The following is an 18,825-nucleotide window of genomic DNA, read 5'->3' as shown; positions in this document are numbered from 1 at the left end:
GATTCTGGTGGCGCTCAGCGTGCGAGCTCGGTGTCCCCGAAGGCGTAGCGGTCGCGGAGTTCGCGTTTGAGTAGCTTGCCGGAGGCGTTGCGCGGCAGGGAGGCGGCGAAGAACACCGCCTTGGGCCGCTTGTGGGGGGCGAGACGACCCTGACAGTGTTCGATCAGCTCGGCTTCAGTCACCTCGCCCCTGACGACGACGACGGCGGCGACCGCCTCGATCCAGCGGGGGTGGGCCAGGCCGATCACCGCCGCCTCCGCCACCGCCGGATGGGTGTAGAGAGCGTCCTCCACCTCGCGGGTGGCGACGAGCACCCCGCCGGTGTTGACGACGTCTTTGATCCGGTCGACGACGAACAGATACCCCTCTGCGTCCGCGCGGACGAGGTCGCCGGAGTGGAACCAGCCGCCCCGGAAGGCCTCCGCGGTCGCCTCGGGATTGCCCCAGTAGCCCCGGCAGAGCTGCGGGGAGCGGTAGATCACCTCGCCGAGCTCCCCGGGGGTGACGTCCTCCATCCCCTCATCGACGACACGCGTCTCGACGAACAGGACGGGCCGGCCGACCGAGTCGGGTCGGGTCGGTTCGCATGCTCGGCCGGCCCGAGGACGCAGGCGAGCGGACCGATCTCGGACTGGCCGAAGCAGTTGTAGAAGCCGGCTCCGCCAAGGCGGGCGCGGAGCCGCTCGAGCACCGGGACCGGCATGATCGACGCGCCGTAGTAGCACTTGGTCAGCGACCCGAGCTCGGCGTCAGTGAGCCGCGGATGGTTGGCGACGTCCACCCACACGGTCGGCGGGAGAAACAGGGAGCTGACCTGGTGCGCCTCGACGGTCGCGAAGATCGCCTCGACACTCGGCACCTCGAGCAGATGGTTGCCCGCTCCGACGGCCAGTCCGGGAAGCAGGAACACGTGCATCTGGGCCGAGTGATAGAGCGGCAGGGAGTGCAGGATGACGTCACCGCAACCGATCGCGAGAGCGGCGATTGACGAGGCGTACTCGTGCACGAGGGCGCGATGGGTCATCATCGCGCCCTTGGGCAGGGCGGTCGTACCGGAGGTGTAGAGCAGTTGGACGAGGTCATCGTCGGCCACTCCTGCCTCCTCGAGGACCGCGCCGTCCCGATCGGTCGCCCAGTCGAGCACGTCCGCCCGGTTCCCCGCCGGACCGAGCGGGTCCGCCCGTGGCCCCTCCCCCGTCCGGTCGCCACCGTCGGCCGGACCGTCTCGCAGCGTGCCGACCCACAGGTCCCCGAGCCGGTCGGCGACCGCCGCCACCCGGTCAGTCAGCGTTGGGTCGATGAAGACGCAGGTGGGCTCAGACTGGGTGAGCAGGTGAACGAGCTCGTCACCGGCGGCGTTGTAGTTGACCGGTACGTGCACCAGTCCGGCGCGGGCGCAGGCGAGATAGAGGATGAGGAAGGCGTCGGAGTTGCGCCCGAGCGCGGCGACGCGATCACTGTGGCTGAGACCGCGTGCGCGCAGGGCGGCGGCGACCCGTGAGACCGCGGTGTCGAGCTCGGCGTAGGTCCACTCCCGCTCGCCGAAGCGGAGCGCGAGCGCCTCCGGGGTCCGGCGGGCGCTGCGGGTGAGGATCGCCCCGACCGTGCTCGGCTGCTCGTTCATCGAGCGGATCCTTACACAGGGACGGTCACCGGATCGCCACGTGCCCCCGCGCGGACGTTCCTACCCTCCGAGGGATGTCCGTTCCCCCCAGCGGCCAGAGCATTCCGGGCCGCGGCCCGCGGACGTTCATCCGGCGGCTCGGCGGACCGCGGTTTGCGGGCGCGATCATGCTCGACGCGCTCGGCAGCGGGACGGTGATGCCACTGGGCATCCTCTTCTTCACCCTCCACCAGCACATGGCCGCGACAACCGTCGGGCTCGGCCTGACGATCGGCGGAGCGAGCTCGTTCCTGCTCGCCCCAGTCGGTGGCCAGATCGTCGACGCGATCGGTGCCAAACGCGCGCTCATCGGCACATGGCTGCTCAGCAGTCTCGTCGCCGCCGGCTGGCTGCTCGTGCACACCCTCGCCGGGCTCGCCGTCATCGAGGTGGTCGGCAGCCTCTGCGGCGGGATCGGCTGGAACGCGGGGACGATCGTGCTCACCGCCCGCAGCGCCCCGGAGGACCAGTCGATGGTGATGGCCAGCCAGTACTCGCTGCGGAACTTCGGCTTCGGCGCCGGCGGTCTGCTCTCCACGCTCGCCCTCGGGCTCGGCGGCGTCGCCTTTGACGCCGCGGTGCTGATCAACGCGGCGAGCTTCCTGATCGGGGCGGCCCTCGCCGCGGGTGTCTCGATTCCCCGGCGGCCCGCCCGCAGTGACGAAAACCCCGACCCCATGACCCTGTGGGCGGTGCTGCGTGACGGCCGGTATGTCAGCCTCGCCGCGCTCGGCAGCCTGATCGCCTTCAACCAGGTCGGCCTGCAGGTGATCCTGCCGCTGTGGGTCGTGCACCGCACCGCAGCGCCGCGGGAGATCGTCGGGCTGCTGTTCACGCTCAACACGATCCTCGTCGTCGTCGGGCAGCTGTACTTCTCCCGGCGGGTGCGGGAGGTGTCCGACGCGCCGCGTGCCTACCTCGGGGCGGCGCTCGCGATGATCGGCGCCGCCGTCGCCTACCTCGCCTCCCACTACGTCGGCGCACCGCCGGCGATCGCGCTGCTGATGGTCGGGACGCTGCTGCTCACGGTGTGTGAGATGTGGTCTCAGGCCGCCTCCTTCGTCGTCAGCCTCGGCCTCGCCCACCCCGAGCACCGCGGCAAGTACCTGTCGGTGTTCAGCATGGGCTGGGGGATCGAGAACACGGCCGGCCCGACGGTCGGGACCGCCCTGATCGCCGTCGGCGTGTTCGCCCCGTGGGCGGCGCTCGCGGGGATCGTCGCCGTCGGGGCGGGCGCGAGCGCGCAGCTGACCCGCGGGGTGCTACGCCGCTGAGGCCTCGCCGGCCGGACCGCGGCCGTTGGGATCGGGAAGGGTGGAGCCGGGGGCGGACCGGGTCGCCCCCCGCCCCGGCAGGCGGGGGGCGACAGGAGCGGACTCAGTGGCCGAAGAAGCCGCGGGCAACCCGATCGGGCAGCTGCAGCACGGTGACACCGGCGTCGATCATCGCCTGGCGGACGAGCTCGTCACGGACCGACCCGTTGGTGGAGAAGATCACCGCCACCCCGGCGGCGATCAGCGTCTCGGCGGCATCGGGGAAGGGGAAGAAGCTGTCGGAGAAGGCGACCGCACCGGTGACATCATGGCCGGCCTCCCGGGCCCGCCAGATCGCCAGGGCACAGCCCCCGACCCGGTCCTGCTGGCCGACCCCGTTGCCGAGCAGGCGCCCGTCGCGAACGAGGGTGACCGTGTTGGAGTTGCTTGTCGATCCAACCGCCCAGGCGAGCAGCAGGTCGCGGTGCTGATCGGCGCTCAGCTCGCCGTGGCGCACGAGCTGGGGGTCGGCGAGGTCGAGCACGTAGGTGTAGTTGGGCTGCTCGAGCACCCCGCCGCGAACCTGGCGGTGCCGCGGGCTCGTGTCGAGGCTGTGGCGGTCCAGGGCAGCGAGCGCCGGGTTGGCGAGGATCCGGCACTTGCCCTGCTTGCGGGCGAGCAGATCGACGGCCTCGGGCGTGAAGCTCGCCGCCGCGACCGTGTCGAGCAGGCGCCGGCCCTCGGAGGCGTGGCCGAGCAGCGCCTCGGCGACGCTTTCGTCGACGGCGCCGCAGACCATCACGCAGCCGCCGAAGATCGCCCGCAGGTCCCCGGTCAGCATGCGCTGCACGGCGGTGATCAGGTCCTCGCCGATCCCGGCGCCACAGGCGTTGCCGTGCTTGGTCCCGAGGGCGATCGCGCCGACCCCGACCCCGGCGACGTCAAGGGCGGCGGCGATGTGGGTGACCGTCTGGAGCTGGCGGTCGAGCTCCGCGAGGTTGTTGTAGCTCGGGGCGGCACCCTCGAGCTGGGTGAAGGCGCCGACCGCGAGCGGGTCCTCGCCGGTGGCGGTGTGGCGGAGCCGGGCGGGCGCCTGCCAGGCGTTCTCGCCGTAGGCGCACTCCCACGGCGGTTGGGGAGCACTCATGGGCGCCACCCTAGCGGTCGGGCGCCTCAGATCCCCGGGCGGCCGCCGCCTGAAGCTCGCCGAGAGGGCGGCGCTGGGTCCCGTCGGCGGTGAAGTTGGCGGGGTCAAGCCAGGCGGTGAGGGCGGCGCGGACGGCCGGCCAGCGTTCGTCGGTGATGGCAAACCAGGCGGTGTCGCGGTTGTGGCCCTTGACGACGCGGTGCTGGGCGAACGTGCCCTCGTAGCGGAAGCCGAGCCGGACCGCGGCGGCGCGCGAGGGAGCGTTGAGGGCGTTGCACTTCCACTCGAGCCGGCGGTAGCCGAGCCGGTCGAAGGCCTCGGACGCGAGGAGGAACAGCGCCTCGGTCGCCGCCGTGGTCCGGGCGAGCCCGGCGGCGAAGAAGATGTGGCCGAGCTCGATCGTGCCGTGCTCGGGCACGATCGAACAGAAGGCCACCATCCCCCGCGGCTCGCCATCGCAGAGGACGGTGAGAAACATCGGGTCCGTCGAGGCCTCCCGGGCGCTGAGGTCGGCGGCGAGGGCGTCCGGATCGCGGTACGGGCCGTCATAGAGGTAGGTCCAGATCCGCGGGTCGCCGTCGGGCGGGTGGCTGAGGGCGTACAGCGCCCCGGCGTCTCGGGCGGCGCTGACGGGGGCGAGGGTGACGCGTGCGCCCGGGAGCGGGGCGCGGGCCGGGGCGAGCGCACCGGCGAAGGTGACCGGCGCACCGAGTGGCTGGTCGCTCGGGTGGGCGGCAACAGACATCGTGTCCGGAGGCTAGAGGCCGCGGGGGCGCACCGGTCGATCCGCGCCGCCGAGGACCGACCCGGCCACCCTCGCCCGTATGCTCGCAGCCGTGGCGACCTCCCCCTACATCCATGAGCTGCGGGCCCTCATCGGCCACCGGCGGCTGCTGCTCCCGAGCGTCGCGGTGCTCATCCGCAACGACGCCGGGCAGATCCTGATGGTCGCCAACGCCCAGACCGGGGTCTGGCAGACCGTCGGCGGGGCGGTCGACCCGCTCGAGCATCCCGCCGACGCCGCCCGGCGGGAGGCGCGGGAGGAGACCGGCCTCGAGGTCGAGCTGACCGGGATCGCCGGGCTCGTCGGCGGGCCGGCGTTCTGTCATACCTATCCGAACGGGGACGAGGTCGCCTTTGCCGGCGTCGCCTTCGACGCCCGCCCGGCCGGCGGGATGCTGCGAGCCGGCGGGGACGGGGACGAGGTGGCGGAGGCCCGTTGGTGGGAGCCGACTGCGCTGGCGGGTGCCCCGATGGAAGACTTCACCCGAATCCTGCTCACCGACACGGGCGTGCTTGCCCCGGCCCCGCCCGTCTGACGCTACGTTGCTCCGCCACGTCCACGCGACCCGGTATGTGACCCCTCTGAGGGAGGGAGGATCGCTGCCCGGGCTGGTCGAGGGCGACGATGACGGTCTCTATGTCGTCAAGTTCCGTGCCGCCGGGCAGGGGGTCAAAGCGCTGATCGCCGAGATCGTCGTCGGTGAGCTCGCCCGGACGCTCGGGCTCGCCGTCCCCGAGATCGTCCTCGTCGAGATTCCCGCCGAGCTGGGGCGGACCGAACCGGACCCGGAGATCAACGAGCTCGTCACGGCGAGCGCCGGGCTCAACGTCGGGTTGGACTTCCTTCCCGGGGCCCTTGACTACACCCCCGCCCAGGCCGGCCTGATCGCCCCCGAGTTGGCCTCGGCGATCGTCTGGCTCGACGCCCTCACCACCAACGTCGACCGCAGCGCGCGCAACCCGAACCTCCTGCTTTGGCACGGCGCTCCATGGCTGATCGACCACGGCGCCGCCCTCTATCACCAGCACGCCGCGATCGACCTCCCGGCCCGGGCCCGCGACCCGTTCGTCCTGATCGCCCAGCACGTCCTGCTCCCGCGCGCCAGCGAGCTGGCCATGGTCGACGGCGACCTCGCCGCGATGATCACCCCCGCCCGGGTCGAGGCGATCCTCGCGCTCATCCCGCCGAGCTTCCTCGCCGCCTCGGGCCGACCGGGCGTCGCCGAGTACGGCGATTACCTCCTCACCCGGGCGGCCGCCCCGCGTCCGTTTCTCGCCACCGCCGTCGACGCTCGCGAGCACGATGGCGCCTGACCCGTTCCAGTACCTCGTCCTGCGCGTCGTCCCCCGCGTCGAACGCGAAGAGTTCCTCAATGCGGGCGTCGTCCTGTTCTGTCGCGCCCAGGGGTTTCTTGCCGCACGGGTCGGTCTTGACCGGGGCGCGCTGGCCGCGCTCGCTCCCCACGCAGACGCGGAGGCGATCATCCGAGCCCTCGAGGCGCTCGTCGCAGTCGCCGCCGGGACCGCGGAGGCCGGCGCGCTCGGTCGCCTCGACCTCTCCGAGCGCTTTCACTGGCTGGCGGCTCCCTCCAGCACCGTCCTGCAGCGCTCCTCGGTCCACAGCGGCGTCTGCGCCGACCCGGCCGCCACCCTCGAGCGCCTGTTCGCCGCGACCGTCAGCCGCTGATCGGTAGCGAGCCGCGGATTCGGGAGCGCCAACTAGACTCTCGTCATGGCCAAACAGCAGCAGCGCCAGGTGCGCATCGAGCCCAAGAACCAGCTCGCGCAGATGCAGGCCCTGGAGACCAAGAGCGACGAGGAGCTGGCGGCCGAAACGCGTTTCCGGGCGCTCGCCCAGGCGATCCTCGGCTCTCGCGCCGCCGAGCGCTACGACGCTGACGCGGCCCGCATGCACTTCCAGAAGGCCCTCGCCGCCGCGCGCCCCCAGGAGCGCCTGCAGTTGCGGCGGATGGCCGACGCGTCCCTCGCCCTCGCCGAGCGGCGCCCCGACGACCTCAAGGCCGCCGCCGAGCGTCTCGGGGTCGAGGCGCCGACCCGCCGCCAGCTGTTCGGGCTGCGCGTGTTCGGCCTGATCGCCCCGCCCAAGAGCGCCGGCGCCGCCGCGCGCTACCGCGGGGTCGCGATCGGGATCCTCCTGTTCATCCTCTTCCTCGCCGCGATCTGGGGGATTCCGTACCTGATCATCACCGGGATCGCCGCGATCACCGGCCAGATCTCGATGGCCGACAGGACCTTCTACGGGATCGCCGCCGCCGTGCTCATCGTTGTCGGCCTCGTCCTCTGGGCACGGCGACGCAACCGCGCGGCCCAGGCCAAACGCAGCGAGATGCTCGCCCAGCGCCGCGGCGGCCGCTGAGCCCGCCGGCGCGGTGTGTGGGCGCTACAGCCTCGCCGGGCCCGACCCCGCTGAGCTGCGGACCCGCTTTGGCCTGCGCGAGGCCCCCGAATGGACACCGCGCTACAACCTCGCCCCCGGTGAGGCGATCCTCACCGTCACCGCCGGCCCCGACGGCGCTCGGGAGGTGGCCCGGCGGCGGTGGGGGCTCGTGCCGCCGTTCCTGGAGCAGCCGCCCCGGTCCGGAGCGCTGTTCAACGCCCGCGCGGAGACCGCCGCGGAGAAGCCGCTGTTCCGTGCCGCCTTCGCCCGCTCACGCTGCCTGATCCCGGCCGACGGGTTCTATGAATGGGCTCGTCTGCCGGACGAGCCCATTCCCGGCGCGCCCGGCCGCCCGCCCCGGCGCCCCTTCCACGTCTCCGCGGCTGACGGCGCCATCCTCGCCTTCGCCGGGCTCGCCGCCCTGTGGCGTCCAGGGACTGCGGAGGCGATCGCCTCGACGACGATCCTCACGACCGTCGCGAACGCGACGGTCGCGGCGGTCCACCACCGGATGCCCGTCATCCTCACCCCTGAGCAGGAGCTCGAGTGGCTCGACCCGACCACGCCGGTCGGCCGGCTACGCGAACTCATCTCCGGGGAGGCGACCCCGACGCTGTCGCTCGTCGCGGTCAACCCGGCGGTCAACGACGCCCGCCACGACGGCCCAGACTGCCTCACGCCGCCCCCGCCGGGCCCTCCGACCTCCCGCTCGCGGGCACGCGGACCGGTCGCGGTCGCGCCGACCCTGTTCTGAGCCCGACGTCAATAATCCCCGCTCGTGACCCTCTCCCCCCTTCTGGCCGCCTACGACAACGTGATCCTCGACCTCGACGGCACCGTCTGGGTCGGGGACCGGGCCACCCCGCGCGCACCGGAGGCGATCGCCGCCCTCCGCGGCGCCGGCAAGGCGATCGGGTTCATCACCAACGACGGAACCCGCTCACCTGAGGAGTACGTCCGCAAGCTGTGGTCGCTCGGGTGCACCGCGGCCGCGGATGAGGTGATCTCGGTCGGCTCGGCCGTCGAGTTCCACCTCCGCGGCCGCGTTCCCGGGCGAGGGGCATACATCATCGGCGCCCCCGCCGTGTTCGCCCACGTCGCCGCCGCCGGACACCGCATCCTCAACGACACGGCGGCGGCCGAACAGGCGGACGTCGTCGTCCTCGTCGGCCACGCCGGCTGTGACTACGCCGCACTCACCATCGCCGTGCGGGCGGTACTCGACGGCGCCGCGCTCATCTCCGGCGGCCGCGACCGGGTCTTCCCCGCCCCCGCCGGGCCCTGCCCCGGCACCGGCGCGCTGACCGCCGCGGTCGAGTACGCCACCGGAGCGTCCGCCCACAGTGTCGGCAAGCCCGACCCGGAGGTGTTCGCCGCCGCGCTGGGCCGCCTCCCGGCCGGCCGCACGCTCGTGATCGGCGACCACCTCATCTCCGATCTCGCCGGCGCGGCCGCTGCCGGTCTCGACGCGGCGATCGTTCTCACCGGCACCGCGACCCGGGAGGAGGCTGAGAGCGTCACGGGCCCGGCGCCGATCGCGATCGGGACAGACCTCGCCACCCTCGTGCTCGGTCGATGACGGTGAGCCTGATCGTCAACCCCTCCGCCGGTAACGGGCGGACGACGCCGGCGCTCGCCGCCGTCCTCGCCGAACTCGGCCGCCGCGGCCTGGCCCCTCAGCTCGAGTCCACCCTCAGCCTCGAGCACGCCCGCCAGCTCGCGCGAGCTGCCGCGGATGCCGGACAGATGCCGGTCGCCTTCGGCGGTGACGGGCTGATCGGTGCGGTCGCCGACAGCCTCGCCCATACCGGGGTCAGCTTCGGGATCCTTCCGGGTGGGCGCGGCAACGACATCGCCCGGGTCCTCGGGATCCCCCGTGACCCGGTCGCCGCCTGTGCGGTGCTCAGCGACGGACGCGACCGCCGGATCGATCTCGGTCGCATCGGTCGGTCGCGGTTCATCGGCATCCTCAGCTGCGGGCTCGACGCCCAGGCAAACGCGATCGCCAACGGCACCCGGTGGGTGCACGGGCCGCTCGCCTACTCCTACGGAGCCCTCCGCGCCCTCGGCCTGTGGCGTCCGGCCGAGTTTCGCCTCACCCTCGACGGGACGCCGCTTACCTTCACCGGCTACAGCGTCGCGATCGCCAACTCGCGCTCCTACGGTGGGGGGATGCTGATCGCCCCCGACGCCGAACCCGACGACGGCGCCTTCGACGTCGTCCTGATCGGCGGCATGTCCAAGCTGCGCATGCTCGCCCACATGCCCGGGATCTTCCTCGGCCGCCACGTCCGGCTGCCCGAGGTGACGGTGCTGCGCGCCCGCACAGTCACCCTGGCGGCCGATCGGGGTCTCGCCGTCTACGCCGACGGGGAGCCCCAGGGGGCGCTGCCGAGCACCGTCACCCTCGATGCGGGGGCCGCCTGCGTGCGGGTGCCGGCGTGAGCGCACGGGCCCTCGACCTGAAGGTGTCGGTTGCCAAGCTCGCCGGAGCGGCCGCCCGAGCGAGTGGACGCGGAGGCGGCACGAGCCTTCCGGGTCGGCTGCTGATGCGAATGGATCCGCACGCGATCGCCGGCCTGTCGGGCCGTCTCAGCGGCGGCAGCGCGGTGATCTCGGCGACGAACGGCAAGACGACCACGGCGGCGATGGCGGCCGCGATCCTCACCGGCGCCGGGCGGCGGGTCGTGCACAACACGAGCGGGGCGAACATGGTCGGCGGGATCGCCTCGGCGCTGCTGGACGCGAGCCGCCGTGGCCGGGTCGCCGGGGACCTCGGTCTGTTCGAGGTCGACGAGTTCTGGCTCGGGGATGTGCTCGCTGAGCTCTCTCCGCGGGTGCTCGTGCTCGCCAACCTGTTCCGAGATCAGCTCGATCGGTACGGGGAGCTCGACAGCATCGCCGACCGCTGGGCCGACCTTGTCAGTGCCGCCCCGGCGACGACCCAGCTCGTCCTCAACGCCGACGATCCGCTCGTCGCCGACCTCGGTCGCGACCGGCCCGACGTCACCTACTTCGGCGTCGAGGATCCGGGGATGGGCCGCGACGGGCTCGCCCACGCGGCCGACTCGACCCACTGCCGGCGCTGTGGCAGCCCGTACCGGTACGAGAGCATCTACCTCGGTCACCTCGGCCGTTACACCTGCCCCGGCTGTGGGGCCACCCGACCCCGTCCCCACGTCGCCGCCACCAAGATCCGGCTCGAGGGCACCCGTGGGGTCGCCTTCACCCTCTCGGCCGGTGGGGTGAGCGTGCCGGTGCGGATGGGGCTGCCGGGCCTCTACAACGTCTACAACGCACTGGCCGCAACCGCGCTCACGCTTCGCCTCGGGGTCAGTCTCGAGGTGGCCGCCGCCGGGCTCGCCGGCACGCGGGCGGCGTTCGGACGGGGTGAGCAGATCGACGTGGACGGCGTCGCCCTCACCCTGCTGCTCGTCAAGAACCCGGCCGGCGCGAACGAGGTGCTCGCCACCCTCGCCCTCGAGGGCGCCGACATCGACCTGCTTGGCATCCTCAACGACCAGATCGCCGACGGCCGGGACGTCTCCTGGATCTGGGACGCCGACTGGGAGGTGCTGGCCCCGCACGTGCGCGTCGCCACCTGCGCCGGCCGGCGTGCCGCCGAGCTCGCCCTGCGGCTGAAGTACGCCGGGGTCGACTCCGAGCGTCTCACCGTGATCGAGGATCTCGACGCCGCCCTCACCCACGCCCTGGAGGGCGCTCGCACCCACGCTTCCGAGACGCCCCGGCTCTTCGCCGTCCCGACATATACGGCGATGCTCGCCCTCCGCGAACGCCTCAGCCAGCGCGGCCACGTCAACCGGTTCTGGGCGGAGTGATGGCCGATCCGCTGCCCGTCATCTGGCATGACCTCGAGTGCGGCCTCTACCGTGCCGACCTTGGGCTGTGGACGGCGCTCGCCGCCGCCCACAGCGATCCGATCCTCGACGTCGGGGCCGGAACCGGCCGGGTCAGCCTCGAACTCGCCCACCACGGTCACCGGGTGATCGCCCTCGACCGCGACCCGGTGCTGCTCGACGCGCTCACGGCGCGAGCTGCCGCCCATCCGGAGCTGGCCGCTCAGATCACGACGGTGTGCGCGGACGCCTGCGACTTCGACCTGCACGGAGAGAGAGTCGGCCTGTGCATCGTGCCGATGCAGACCATCCAGCTGCTCGGCGGCAGCGCCGGACGTGCCGCGTTCCTCGCTCGCGCGGCTGCCCACCTGCGTCCCGGCGGCCGGCTCACGCTCGCGATCAGCACCGTCTTTGAGGAGTTCACCTGGGTGCCCGGTGAACCGGTGCCCCTGCCCGACATCACCGAGATCGACGGGACCGTCTACGCGAGCCAGCCGACCGCGGTGCGCAGCGCCGGACCGCGGGTCCGACTCGAGCGCCGCCGCGAGGTGATCGACCCCCACGGTGGCCGTGAGCTGAGTGAGGACCGGATCGAACTGGACCGGGTCACCGTCTCGGGACTGGTCGCTGAGGCGGTGCGCTGTGGTCTGCACAGCGCCGGGACCGACACGATCGAACCGACGGAGGAGCATGTCGGGAGCCTCGTGGTGCACTTCAATGCCTGAGCCCTCCCCCACCCCGGCCCCGGCCCCGGCCCTCCGGGTCTGTGCCCTCTACCCGGACCTGATGAACATCTACGCCGACCGGGGCAACCTGCTGATGCTCGAACGACGCTGTCAGTGGCGGGGCATCGGCTTCTCACTGCAGGGGACTGGGCTCGGGAGCCCGCTCAGCGGTCAGGAGGCGGACCTCTACTACATCGGTGGCGGCCAAGACCGCGATCAGCGTCTCTGTGCCGAGGATCTCCGCAGGGTCAAGGCGGCCGGGCTGACCGAAGCGGTCGCCCGGGGGGCGGTGCTGCTCGGCGTCTGTGGCGGCTACCAGCTCCTCGGCCACAGCTACGCGCTTGGGGAGGACGTGCTGGCCGGCGTCGGCCTGCTTGACGTCCGGACCGTCCGCAGCGACGGTCCGCGCCTGATCGGCAACGTCGCGATCGAGGTAAGCCTCGAGGACGGACCCCCCCAGGTTCTCGCCGGCTTTGAGAATCACGGCGGCCGCACCCACCTGGGGCCGGATGCCCAACCACTCGGGCGGGTACTCTCCGGATACGGCAACAACGGCGTCGATCGGTTCGAGGGCGCCCGTGCCGGACGGGTGATCGGCACCTACCTGCACGGCCCGCTACTCCCCAAGAACGCATGGTTTGCCGACTGGCTCATCCGGACCGCCCTGAACCTCGGCGCCCCGCTCGCTCCGCTCGACGACCGGCTCGAGGAGGCGGCCCACGCGGCGGCGCGGAGGGCGGCGGGACGGTGACACCACGGTGGCGGACCTGGGTCGGCACGGCCGCGGCGATCCTCGTCGCGGGGCTGCTCGGCGGCTGTGGTGGCAGCGGCACCCAACCGTCCGCCGCCTCCGGCGTCCTGCCGGGCGCCCACACCCGTTCCTCGGTGGTCACCGGCGCCGCCGCGACGGCCACCACCACGACCGTCCCGGTGGCGCTCGCGACGACCACGGGAACGACGTCCACCGATGCACTGCCGGGCACCAACCGGCCCGAGATCTATCTCGGGGACATGAACACGCCCGAGCAGTTCATCCTCGGCCAGCTCTACCGTGACGTGCTCGAGTCCCAGGGGTACCTGGTCAACCTCAACCGCAACATCGGCGCGACCGCGGTCTCCCAGGCCGCCCTCGGCGACGGCATCCTCGACGTCTACCCCCAATACCTCAACGAGTACGACAGCCAGATCGCCGGGCTCAGCGCCCATTTCTCGAGTCTGCGGGCCGCCTTCTCAGCCGGGCAGGCCTACGCGACCGCGCACGGTGAGACGCTGCTGACCCCGACCCCGTTCAGCGACACCGCCGGCATCGCGGTGCTCACGCAATTTGCGCGCGCCCACCATCTGCGGACCCTCGCCGGGCTGGGCCGAGTCCAGTCGTCCCTTGTCCTCGGTTCACCGATTGAGTTCAGCGCGATCCCGTCCGGACTGCCCGCGCTCGAACAGGCCTACCGGTTCACCCCGGCGCTCACCGCGGCGGTCAACATCGGCGACCAATATCTCGACCTGCGGGTCGGGGCGGTCAACGCCGCGTACGTGCAGACGACCGACTGGCAGCTGCAGGCCCCCACCTACACGACGCTCGCCGACCCCCGCCACGTATTCGGGTTCGGAAACGTCGTGCCGGTCGTCTCGACCAGCACGATCGCCGCCGAGGGGCCGATCTTCGTGGAGGCGATCGACCAGGTCGACGCGCTCCTGACGACGTCGGTGATGCGCGGGCTGACCGCCGAGCTGGCCTCATCTCCCGACCCGGCCCAGACGGCCTCGACGGTCGCCTCGGAGTTCCTCCAGGGCTACGGGCTCGCGCCGCCGCCGCCGTGGGCGACGGTGACGGGCACGACGACGACGCCCCTTTCGGTGACCGCCGTCGGGGCGGTCGCGCCGACGGGCGTCGCGGGTGCGGGCGGGACCGCGGGGACGAGCGGGCCCGCGGGCGGGGCTGCGGCGGGGTCCCGGACGGCTCGCCCACGCTCGAGAGAGCGACCCAAGTCCTGAAATACCTCCCCGGCGGGCGGGCGCTGACACGATTGGGTACGTCCAGCGACCCAAATCGTGCGCGATGCCTCGGCCGGGGTGAAGATTTCACGGTTGCAGTCGCGCCGCGTGCGCCGGGTCGCGAACCCCAAGCCAGAGAACCCCGACGTGCAGGCCGCGTGCCCGGGGGCTCGAGCCCGGCGATGGCATTCAGCGCCGGCCGCTGGACCCGAACCCGCCCTCACCCCGGACGCTCGCCGCGAGCGCGTCGGCCTCCACCACCTCCGGCAGGGCGACGTTGACGATGACGAGCTGAGCGATCCGCTCCCCGGCCTCCAGGTGCACGGTGTCCTGCGGGTCGGCGTTGAGCAACAGGACGAGCAACTCGCCACGGAAGCCGGCGTCGATCAGACCCGGCGCGTTGGCGAGGGTGAGGCCGTGGCGGCGGGCCAGGCCGGAGCGGGGCAGGACCAGTCCGGCCTGGCCGTCGGGAATCTCCACGGCCAGGCCGGTCCGCGCCGCCGCCCGCGCGCCGGGCGCGAGCGTGACGGGCTCGAGGGCGTGCAGATCAAGGCCGGCGTCGCCAGGGTGGGCCCGCACGGGCAGCCGCGCGGCCGGGTGCAGGCGCCGGACCGCCAGCACGCCGCCGGGCCCCGCGGACGGAACGGCGCTCACCGGCCCCCCTGCCACAAGCGTCGGGCGGGCTGCGCGGGTTCGGACCGGTTCACGCCGGCCCGGCCGTCAGGCCGTAGGCGGCGAACCGATCCGCCGCCGGTCGAGGCAGGCGGGCGCGCACGCGCACCCCGTCGGCGGTGTCCTCCCGGATCAGGTCCCCGGCGATGCGGTGCAGCTCTGCGAGCCGCGCACCGGCGGAGAACGGGATCAGCAGCTCGACGGTCACGAGGGTGCTGGCGAACTCGGACTCGATCCGTTCGGCGAGCGCAGGCAACCCCTCGCCGGTGAGGGCGGAAACGAGCATTCCGTCGGGATGCTCGAGCGACAGCGTGTGGCGCTCAGCTTCCCCGAGCAGGTCGACCTTCGAGAGCACGAGCAGCCGCGGGACGTCGTCGGCGCCGATCTCGGCAAGCACCTCATCGACGGCGGCGAGCATTCCCAGGCGGTCCGCTTCGGGTGCGGACCCGTCAACGACATGGAGGATGAGATCGGCGCGGAGGGTCTCCTCGAGGGTGGCGCCAAAGGCCTCGACGAGCTGGTGGGGAAGCTTGCGGATGAAGCCGACCGTGTCGGTCAACAGATAGTCACGGCCCCCGGCGCGCAGCACCCGGGTCGTCGGGTCGAGGGTGTGGAAGAGGCGGTCGCGGACGCCGACCTCGGCGCCGGTGAGCGCGTTGAGGACGGTCGACTTGCCGGCATTCGTGTAGCCGGCCAGGGCGATCTGGGGCAGGTGCGCGCGCTCGCGCTCGGCCCGCATCACCCCCCGGTTGGCACTCACGTGCGAGAGCCGGCGCTTGAGCGCCGAGATCCGGTTGCGGGCGAGCCGCCGGTCGGTCTCGATCTGGGCCTCCCCCGGTCCACGGGTACCGACCCCGCCGACCCCAAGCCGGTCGAGGTGGGACCACAGCCCGCGCATCCGCGCCATGTTGTACTGGAGCTGGGCGAGCTCGACCTGCAGCTTGCCCTCAGCGCTGTTGGCGTGGGTGGCGAAGATGTCGAGGATCAACGCGGTGCGGTCCAGCACGGGAACGCCGAGCGCCTCCTCGAGGTTGCGTTCCTGCCGGGGTGTCAGCTCGTCATCACAGGCGACGAGGTTCGCGTCCGAGCGGGCCACCTCCCCCTTGAGCTCCTCGAGCTTGCCGGGACCGAGGTACGTGTTCGGGTGGGGCTGGTCGCGGAGCTGGACCATCGCACCGACCGACACCGCGCCGGCGGTGTAGAGCAGCTCCTCGAGCTCGGCAAGCTCGTCGACGCCCCCGGCGGGAAGGGCCGCGACCATGTAGGCGCGCTGGCGGGCACGGCCGCGGACCGGCGCGCGGTCGGCGCGCGGGGCTTGACGGGTGAGCTGTCCTGGCGGGCGGTCGTCCAACCTCGTTGATGGTACTGAGGCGCCGCCGGCCTACGTGTCGCCGAGCCGGCGGATGCGGGCGACCGCCTCGAGGAGCCGGTCGTCGGGGGTGGTGAGGCTGATCCGGAAGTAGCCTTCGCCGCTGGTGCCATACGCGCCACCCGGTGAGATGACGACCGCCGCGGACTCGAGCACATGCTCACAGTAGGCGGCCGAGTCGGCAAACCCGGCGGGGATCGGCGCCCAGATGTAGATCGTTCCGCGGGGGGCGGTCACCATCACGCCGGCGGCGCTGAGTGCGTCGACGACGAGGTCGCGACGGCGGGCGTAGATCGCGTTCTGGGCGGCGACATGGGCGTCAACGTCGGGCTCCAGCGCGCGGGCACCGGCGAGCTGGATCGCCTCGAAGTTGCCCGAGTCGACGTTGGACTTCAGCTTCCAGTAGGCGGCGATCGCCTCCGCGTTGCCAACGATCGCCGCGCAACGCCAGCCGGTCATGTTGTAGCCCTTGGACCACGAGAACACCTCGACGCCCACCTCCTTGGCCCCGGGGGTCGCGAGGAACGAGGGGGCGACGTACCCGTCGTAGGTCGTCTCCGAGTAGGCGTTGTCGTGCACGACAAGGATGTCGTGGCGGCGGGCCAGATCGACCGTCTCGGCAAACAGTCCGTCGGGGACGACCGCGCCCGTCGGGTTGTTGGGGTAGTTGAGGTAGAGCAGCTTGGCCCGCTCCAGCGTCGCCTCCGGGATCGCCCCGTAGTCAGGAGCAAAGCCGCGCTCGGCCAGCAGCGGCATCAGCACCGGTTCGGCGCCGACGAGTAGCGGCCCGGCGGTGTAGACCGGGTAGCCGGGGTCGGAGGCGAGCGCGACATCCCCCGGGTCGAGAAAGGTGAGGTTGAGGTTGAAGATGCACTCCTTGGCGCCGATGGCGGGCATCACCTCGGTGTCGGGATCCAACTCGACGCCGAACCGTCGGGCGTAGAAGCGGGCGACGGCCTCCCGGAACTCCTGGCGGCCGCGGTTGGACGGGTACTGATGGGTGCCGGGGTCAGCGACCGCGGCCTGGGCGGCGGCCACGACCTGCGGAAACGTGGGCAGGTCAGGGTCACCGATGCCGAGGCTGATCACGTCGATCCCGGCGGCCCGCTTGGCGGCGATCTTGCGCTCGAGTTCGGCGAACAGGTACGGCGGAATCGTGGCGAGACGCTTAGACGGTGGCATGCAGTTCCTCGGTCAGTTCGGGGCTCAGGGTGGCGGCGAAGACCGGTCGGGCCCAGCCGCTCAGGGTGATGTGGAGGTCCTCCTCGACCTCGACGGTCAGCTCACCCCCGTCAAGGACGACGGTGACGGGCGAGTCGGCGCCCGTGAGGACCCAGGCGAGCGCCGCGCCGGACGCTCCCGTCCCCGACGCTGAGGTCTCCCCCACCCCACGCTCAAAGATGCGAGCGCGGATCCGGCTTCCGGACGTGCCGGGCGGAGTCGCAAGCGGCGTGTAGAAGGACACGTTGGTGCGCTGGGGAAAGAGTTCCGCGTTCTCGATCGCGGGCCCGATCGCCGCGAGGTCGAGGCCCATCAACGTATCGACGTCGGTGACTGCGATCGCCGCCTGCGGGTTGCCGACCTGGACGTGCTGGAAGGACCACTCGCGGCCGTCGGAGCTGACCGTCCCGCGGCCGTCTGGGCCGCCGGAGGGAAAGTCGGGCGAGACGGTGCGAGCCCGGCCCATGTCGACCCGGCAGGTGTCCGGGCCGGTGATCTGGGGACGGATCTCCCCAGCGGCAGTGTGGATGCTGAACTCGTCCTGGTCGGTCCAGCCGTGCCGGCGCAGGTAGAGGATCGCCTCACGGGCGCCGTTCCCCGACAGCTCCGCCTCCGAACCGTCCGGATTGAAGATCCGCAGCGCGGCCACGTAGCCGGGGAGGTCGGTGGCCGACAGGAGCAGGACGCCGTCTGAGCCGATGCCCGTGTGGACGTCGCAGAGCCGCCGGATCCGGGCGGGGGTCAACTCCCATGGGAGCTCGGGGGCCTCGATGATCACGTAGTCGTTGCCGAGGGCCTGCCACTTCTCGAATCGCATCGGCTCGGCAGGCTAGCGGCGTCGAGGCTGAGGAGCATCTCTGCCGCCACCTCGTCCGGCTTGCGGTGATCGAGGGAGACGATCTGGACGCCCTCGAGCTTGCGCATCCAGGTGAGCTGGCGGCGCGCGTAGCGGCGGGTGACGCGTTTCATCGCGTCGACGTCTCCAGCAAGCAGTTCTCGGAAGCCGAGGGCCTTGGCCGCGCTCGGACCGGCGCCGGCGGCCGCGGCGGCCGCCACCTCCTCGACAACCCCGGCGCCGACCATCGCCTCCACCCGCGCGTTGATGCGGGCATACAGGCACGCCCGCTCGCGAACGAGCCCGAACAGCACCGTCGGATGGCGGGTCTGGGCGGTCCAGAGCTGCCCTTGGGTCGGTGGCGTCGGGTCCGCCCCGGCTTCGAGCAGCTCGAGGGCCCGGGTGATCCGCTGGCGGTCCCCCGGGGCGATCGTGGCCACAAGCTCGGGACGCCGCGCCGACAGCTCGCTGTACAGGTGCGCGAGCCCGTCCCGATCCACCCGCGCCTGAACCGCCGCCCGCAACGCCGGGTCGACCGGCGGCTTGAGGCTGAGGTCGGTGAGGGCGGCCCGTAGGTAGAGGCCGGTGCCACCGACGATGATCGGACGCCGGCCGGCGTGAATGAGGGCATCGATCTCCGCGTGGGCGAGCGCGGCGTAGCGCCCGGCGCTGAAGGAATCGCTCACCGGCGCACAGCCGATCAGCCGGTGCTCGAGCCGGGTCTGGGCGAGCGCGTCCGCAGCGCCGCTGAGCACCTCGAGGCCCCGGTAGAGCTGCAGCGCATCGGCGGAGACGGCCACCGGGCGCTCCCCGCGGGCGGCGAGCAGGTCCGCGAGCGCGACCGCGACCGCGGTCTTGCCGACCCCGGTCGGGCCGAAGAGGGCGATCAGGGTCGCAGAGGGCATCT

The 18,825-nt window shown here is 72.4% G+C and carries 19 protein-coding genes and 1 pseudogene; 12 read left to right on the top strand and 8 right to left on the bottom strand.

The genetic code is table 11. The annotated features are described in order from the left end of the window. Positions 1 to 14: 14 nt before the first annotated feature. Positions 15 to 1,624, bottom strand: a pseudogene (locus M3M55_RS11565) (fatty acyl-CoA synthetase). A 74-nt stretch (positions 1,625 to 1,698) separates the two neighbouring features. Between M3M55_RS11565 and M3M55_RS11560 the strand changes: the two are divergent. Continuing rightward, on the top strand, positions 1,699 to 2,937 hold the full coding sequence (locus M3M55_RS11560; protein WP_249009659.1) for an MFS transporter: 1,239 nt from the start codon (positions 1,699 to 1,701) through the stop codon (positions 2,935 to 2,937). A gap of 103 nt (positions 2,938 to 3,040) precedes the next feature. Here the strand turns inward: M3M55_RS11560 and M3M55_RS11555 are convergent, their stop codons facing one another. Both M3M55_RS11555 and M3M55_RS11550 read right to left on the bottom strand, forming a co-directional pair. After that, positions 3,041 to 4,063, bottom strand: coding sequence for a hypothetical protein (locus M3M55_RS11555; RefSeq protein ID WP_249009658.1), 1,023 nt, complete (start codon positions 4,061 to 4,063; stop codon positions 3,041 to 3,043). A gap of 10 nt (positions 4,064 to 4,073) precedes the next feature. Then, positions 4,074 to 4,808, bottom strand: a complete 735-nt coding sequence (locus tag M3M55_RS11550) for a GNAT family N-acetyltransferase (protein WP_249009657.1) — start codon at positions 4,806 to 4,808, stop codon at positions 4,074 to 4,076. A gap of 91 nt (positions 4,809 to 4,899) precedes the next feature. Here M3M55_RS11550 and M3M55_RS11545 point away from each other — a divergent pair, with 91 nt between their 5' ends. From M3M55_RS11545 to M3M55_RS11495, 11 genes are read left to right on the top strand one after another with little or no spacing between them, the layout of a single operon-like run. Further along, positions 4,900 to 5,382: an NUDIX domain-containing protein gene (locus tag M3M55_RS11545; RefSeq protein WP_249009656.1), complete on the top strand. Its 483-nt coding sequence runs from the start codon at positions 4,900 to 4,902 to the stop codon at positions 5,380 to 5,382. Positions 5,383 to 5,419: 37 nt separating this feature from the next. Further along, on the top strand, positions 5,420 to 6,160 hold the full coding sequence (locus tag M3M55_RS11540) for a HipA family kinase (RefSeq protein WP_249009655.1): 741 nt from the start codon (positions 5,420 to 5,422) through the stop codon (positions 6,158 to 6,160). Beyond that, positions 6,150 to 6,533 (top strand): DUF3037 domain-containing protein, encoded by a 384-nt coding sequence (locus tag M3M55_RS11535; RefSeq protein WP_249009654.1) that lies wholly within the window; start codon positions 6,150 to 6,152, stop codon positions 6,531 to 6,533. Before M3M55_RS11540 ends, M3M55_RS11535 begins: the two co-directional genes overlap by 11 nt. Positions 6,534 to 6,578: 45 nt before the next feature. Then, on the top strand, positions 6,579 to 7,223 hold the full coding sequence (locus tag M3M55_RS11530; RefSeq protein ID WP_249009653.1) for a hypothetical protein: 645 nt from the start codon (positions 6,579 to 6,581) through the stop codon (positions 7,221 to 7,223). A gap of 13 nt (positions 7,224 to 7,236) precedes the next feature. Continuing rightward, complete coding sequence (locus M3M55_RS11525) at positions 7,237 to 7,998, top strand: SOS response-associated peptidase (protein WP_249009652.1); 762 nt, start codon at positions 7,237 to 7,239, stop codon at positions 7,996 to 7,998. A 24-nt stretch (positions 7,999 to 8,022) separates the two neighbouring features. Further along, on the top strand, positions 8,023 to 8,823 hold the full coding sequence (locus M3M55_RS11520; RefSeq protein WP_249009651.1) for an HAD-IIA family hydrolase: 801 nt from the start codon (positions 8,023 to 8,025) through the stop codon (positions 8,821 to 8,823). Next, on the top strand, positions 8,820 to 9,689 hold the full coding sequence (locus M3M55_RS11515; protein ID WP_249009650.1) for a diacylglycerol kinase family protein: 870 nt from the start codon (positions 8,820 to 8,822) through the stop codon (positions 9,687 to 9,689). The genes M3M55_RS11520 and M3M55_RS11515 overlap by 4 nt, the downstream gene beginning before the upstream one ends. Beyond that, complete coding sequence (locus M3M55_RS11510; RefSeq protein WP_249009649.1) at positions 9,686 to 11,083, top strand: MurT ligase domain-containing protein; 1,398 nt, start codon at positions 9,686 to 9,688, stop codon at positions 11,081 to 11,083. The genes M3M55_RS11515 and M3M55_RS11510 overlap by 4 nt, the downstream gene beginning before the upstream one ends. Then, entirely contained in the window at positions 11,083 to 11,826 is a 744-nt protein-coding gene (locus M3M55_RS11505; protein ID WP_249009648.1) for a class I SAM-dependent methyltransferase, read from the top strand. The genes M3M55_RS11510 and M3M55_RS11505 overlap by 1 nt, the downstream gene beginning before the upstream one ends. Beyond that, complete coding sequence (locus tag M3M55_RS11500; RefSeq protein ID WP_249009647.1) at positions 11,819 to 12,577, top strand: type 1 glutamine amidotransferase; 759 nt, start codon at positions 11,819 to 11,821, stop codon at positions 12,575 to 12,577. Before M3M55_RS11505 ends, M3M55_RS11500 begins: the two co-directional genes overlap by 8 nt. Further along, complete coding sequence (locus tag M3M55_RS11495; RefSeq protein WP_249009646.1) at positions 12,574 to 13,821, top strand: glycine betaine ABC transporter substrate-binding protein; 1,248 nt, start codon at positions 12,574 to 12,576, stop codon at positions 13,819 to 13,821. The genes M3M55_RS11500 and M3M55_RS11495 overlap by 4 nt, the downstream gene beginning before the upstream one ends. A gap of 189 nt (positions 13,822 to 14,010) precedes the next feature. Here M3M55_RS11495 and dut read toward each other — a convergent pair whose 3' ends face one another. The 5 genes from dut to miaA are packed head-to-tail and all read right to left on the bottom strand — an operon-like array spanning position 14,011 to position 18,823. After that, complete coding sequence (dut, locus tag M3M55_RS11490; protein WP_249009645.1) at positions 14,011 to 14,475, bottom strand: dUTP diphosphatase; 465 nt, start codon at positions 14,473 to 14,475, stop codon at positions 14,011 to 14,013. Positions 14,476 to 14,524: 49 nt separating this feature from the next. Beyond that, complete coding sequence (gene hflX / locus M3M55_RS11485) at positions 14,525 to 15,844, bottom strand: GTPase HflX (RefSeq protein WP_249009644.1); 1,320 nt, start codon at positions 15,842 to 15,844, stop codon at positions 14,525 to 14,527. A gap of 30 nt (positions 15,845 to 15,874) precedes the next feature. Then, on the bottom strand, positions 15,875 to 17,044 hold the full coding sequence (locus tag M3M55_RS11480) for an LL-diaminopimelate aminotransferase (protein WP_249009643.1): 1,170 nt from the start codon (positions 17,042 to 17,044) through the stop codon (positions 15,875 to 15,877). After that, positions 17,031 to 17,900: a diaminopimelate epimerase gene (gene dapF / locus M3M55_RS11475; protein ID WP_249009642.1), complete on the bottom strand. Its 870-nt coding sequence runs from the start codon at positions 17,898 to 17,900 to the stop codon at positions 17,031 to 17,033. The genes M3M55_RS11480 and dapF overlap by 14 nt, the downstream gene beginning before the upstream one ends. Then, positions 17,858 to 18,823: a tRNA (adenosine(37)-N6)-dimethylallyltransferase MiaA gene (miaA, locus tag M3M55_RS11470; protein WP_249009641.1), complete on the bottom strand. Its 966-nt coding sequence runs from the start codon at positions 18,821 to 18,823 to the stop codon at positions 17,858 to 17,860. Before miaA ends, dapF begins: the two co-directional genes overlap by 43 nt. Between the last annotated feature and the right edge of the window lie 2 nt (positions 18,824 to 18,825).

Origin of the sequence: Conexibacter sp. DBS9H8 (assembly GCF_023330685.1) — a bacterium.
Taxonomy (GTDB): domain Bacteria; phylum Actinomycetota; class Thermoleophilia; order Solirubrobacterales; family Solirubrobacteraceae; genus Palsa-465.
The sequence above is the reverse complement of the archived record's forward strand: the minus strand, read 5'-3'. Positions and strand labels throughout refer to the sequence as shown.

Coding starts and splice junctions, on each gene's coding strand:
- M3M55_RS11560 (WP_249009659.1), top strand. CDS start 1,699: ATGTCCGTTCCCCCCAGCGGCCAGAGCATTCCGGGCCGCGGCCCGCGG.
- M3M55_RS11555 (WP_249009658.1), bottom strand. CDS start 4,063: ATGAGTGCTCCCCAACCGCCGTGGGAGTGCGCCTACGGCGAGAACGCC.
- M3M55_RS11550 (WP_249009657.1), bottom strand. CDS start 4,808: ATGTCTGTTGCCGCCCACCCGAGCGACCAGCCACTCGGTGCGCCGGTC.
- M3M55_RS11535 (WP_249009654.1), top strand. CDS start 6,150: ATGGCGCCTGACCCGTTCCAGTACCTCGTCCTGCGCGTCGTCCCCCGC.
- M3M55_RS11530 (WP_249009653.1), top strand. CDS start 6,579: ATGGCCAAACAGCAGCAGCGCCAGGTGCGCATCGAGCCCAAGAACCAG.
- M3M55_RS11515 (WP_249009650.1), top strand. CDS start 8,820: ATGACGGTGAGCCTGATCGTCAACCCCTCCGCCGGTAACGGGCGGACG.
- M3M55_RS11505 (WP_249009648.1), top strand. CDS start 11,083: ATGGCCGATCCGCTGCCCGTCATCTGGCATGACCTCGAGTGCGGCCTC.
- M3M55_RS11500 (WP_249009647.1), top strand. CDS start 11,819: ATGCCTGAGCCCTCCCCCACCCCGGCCCCGGCCCCGGCCCTCCGGGTC.
- M3M55_RS11480 (WP_249009643.1), bottom strand. CDS start 17,044: ATGCCACCGTCTAAGCGTCTCGCCACGATTCCGCCGTACCTGTTCGCC.
- dapF (WP_249009642.1), bottom strand. CDS start 17,900: ATGCGATTCGAGAAGTGGCAGGCCCTCGGCAACGACTACGTGATCATC.
- miaA (WP_249009641.1), bottom strand. CDS start 18,823: ATGCCCTCTGCGACCCTGATCGCCCTCTTCGGCCCGACCGGGGTCGGC.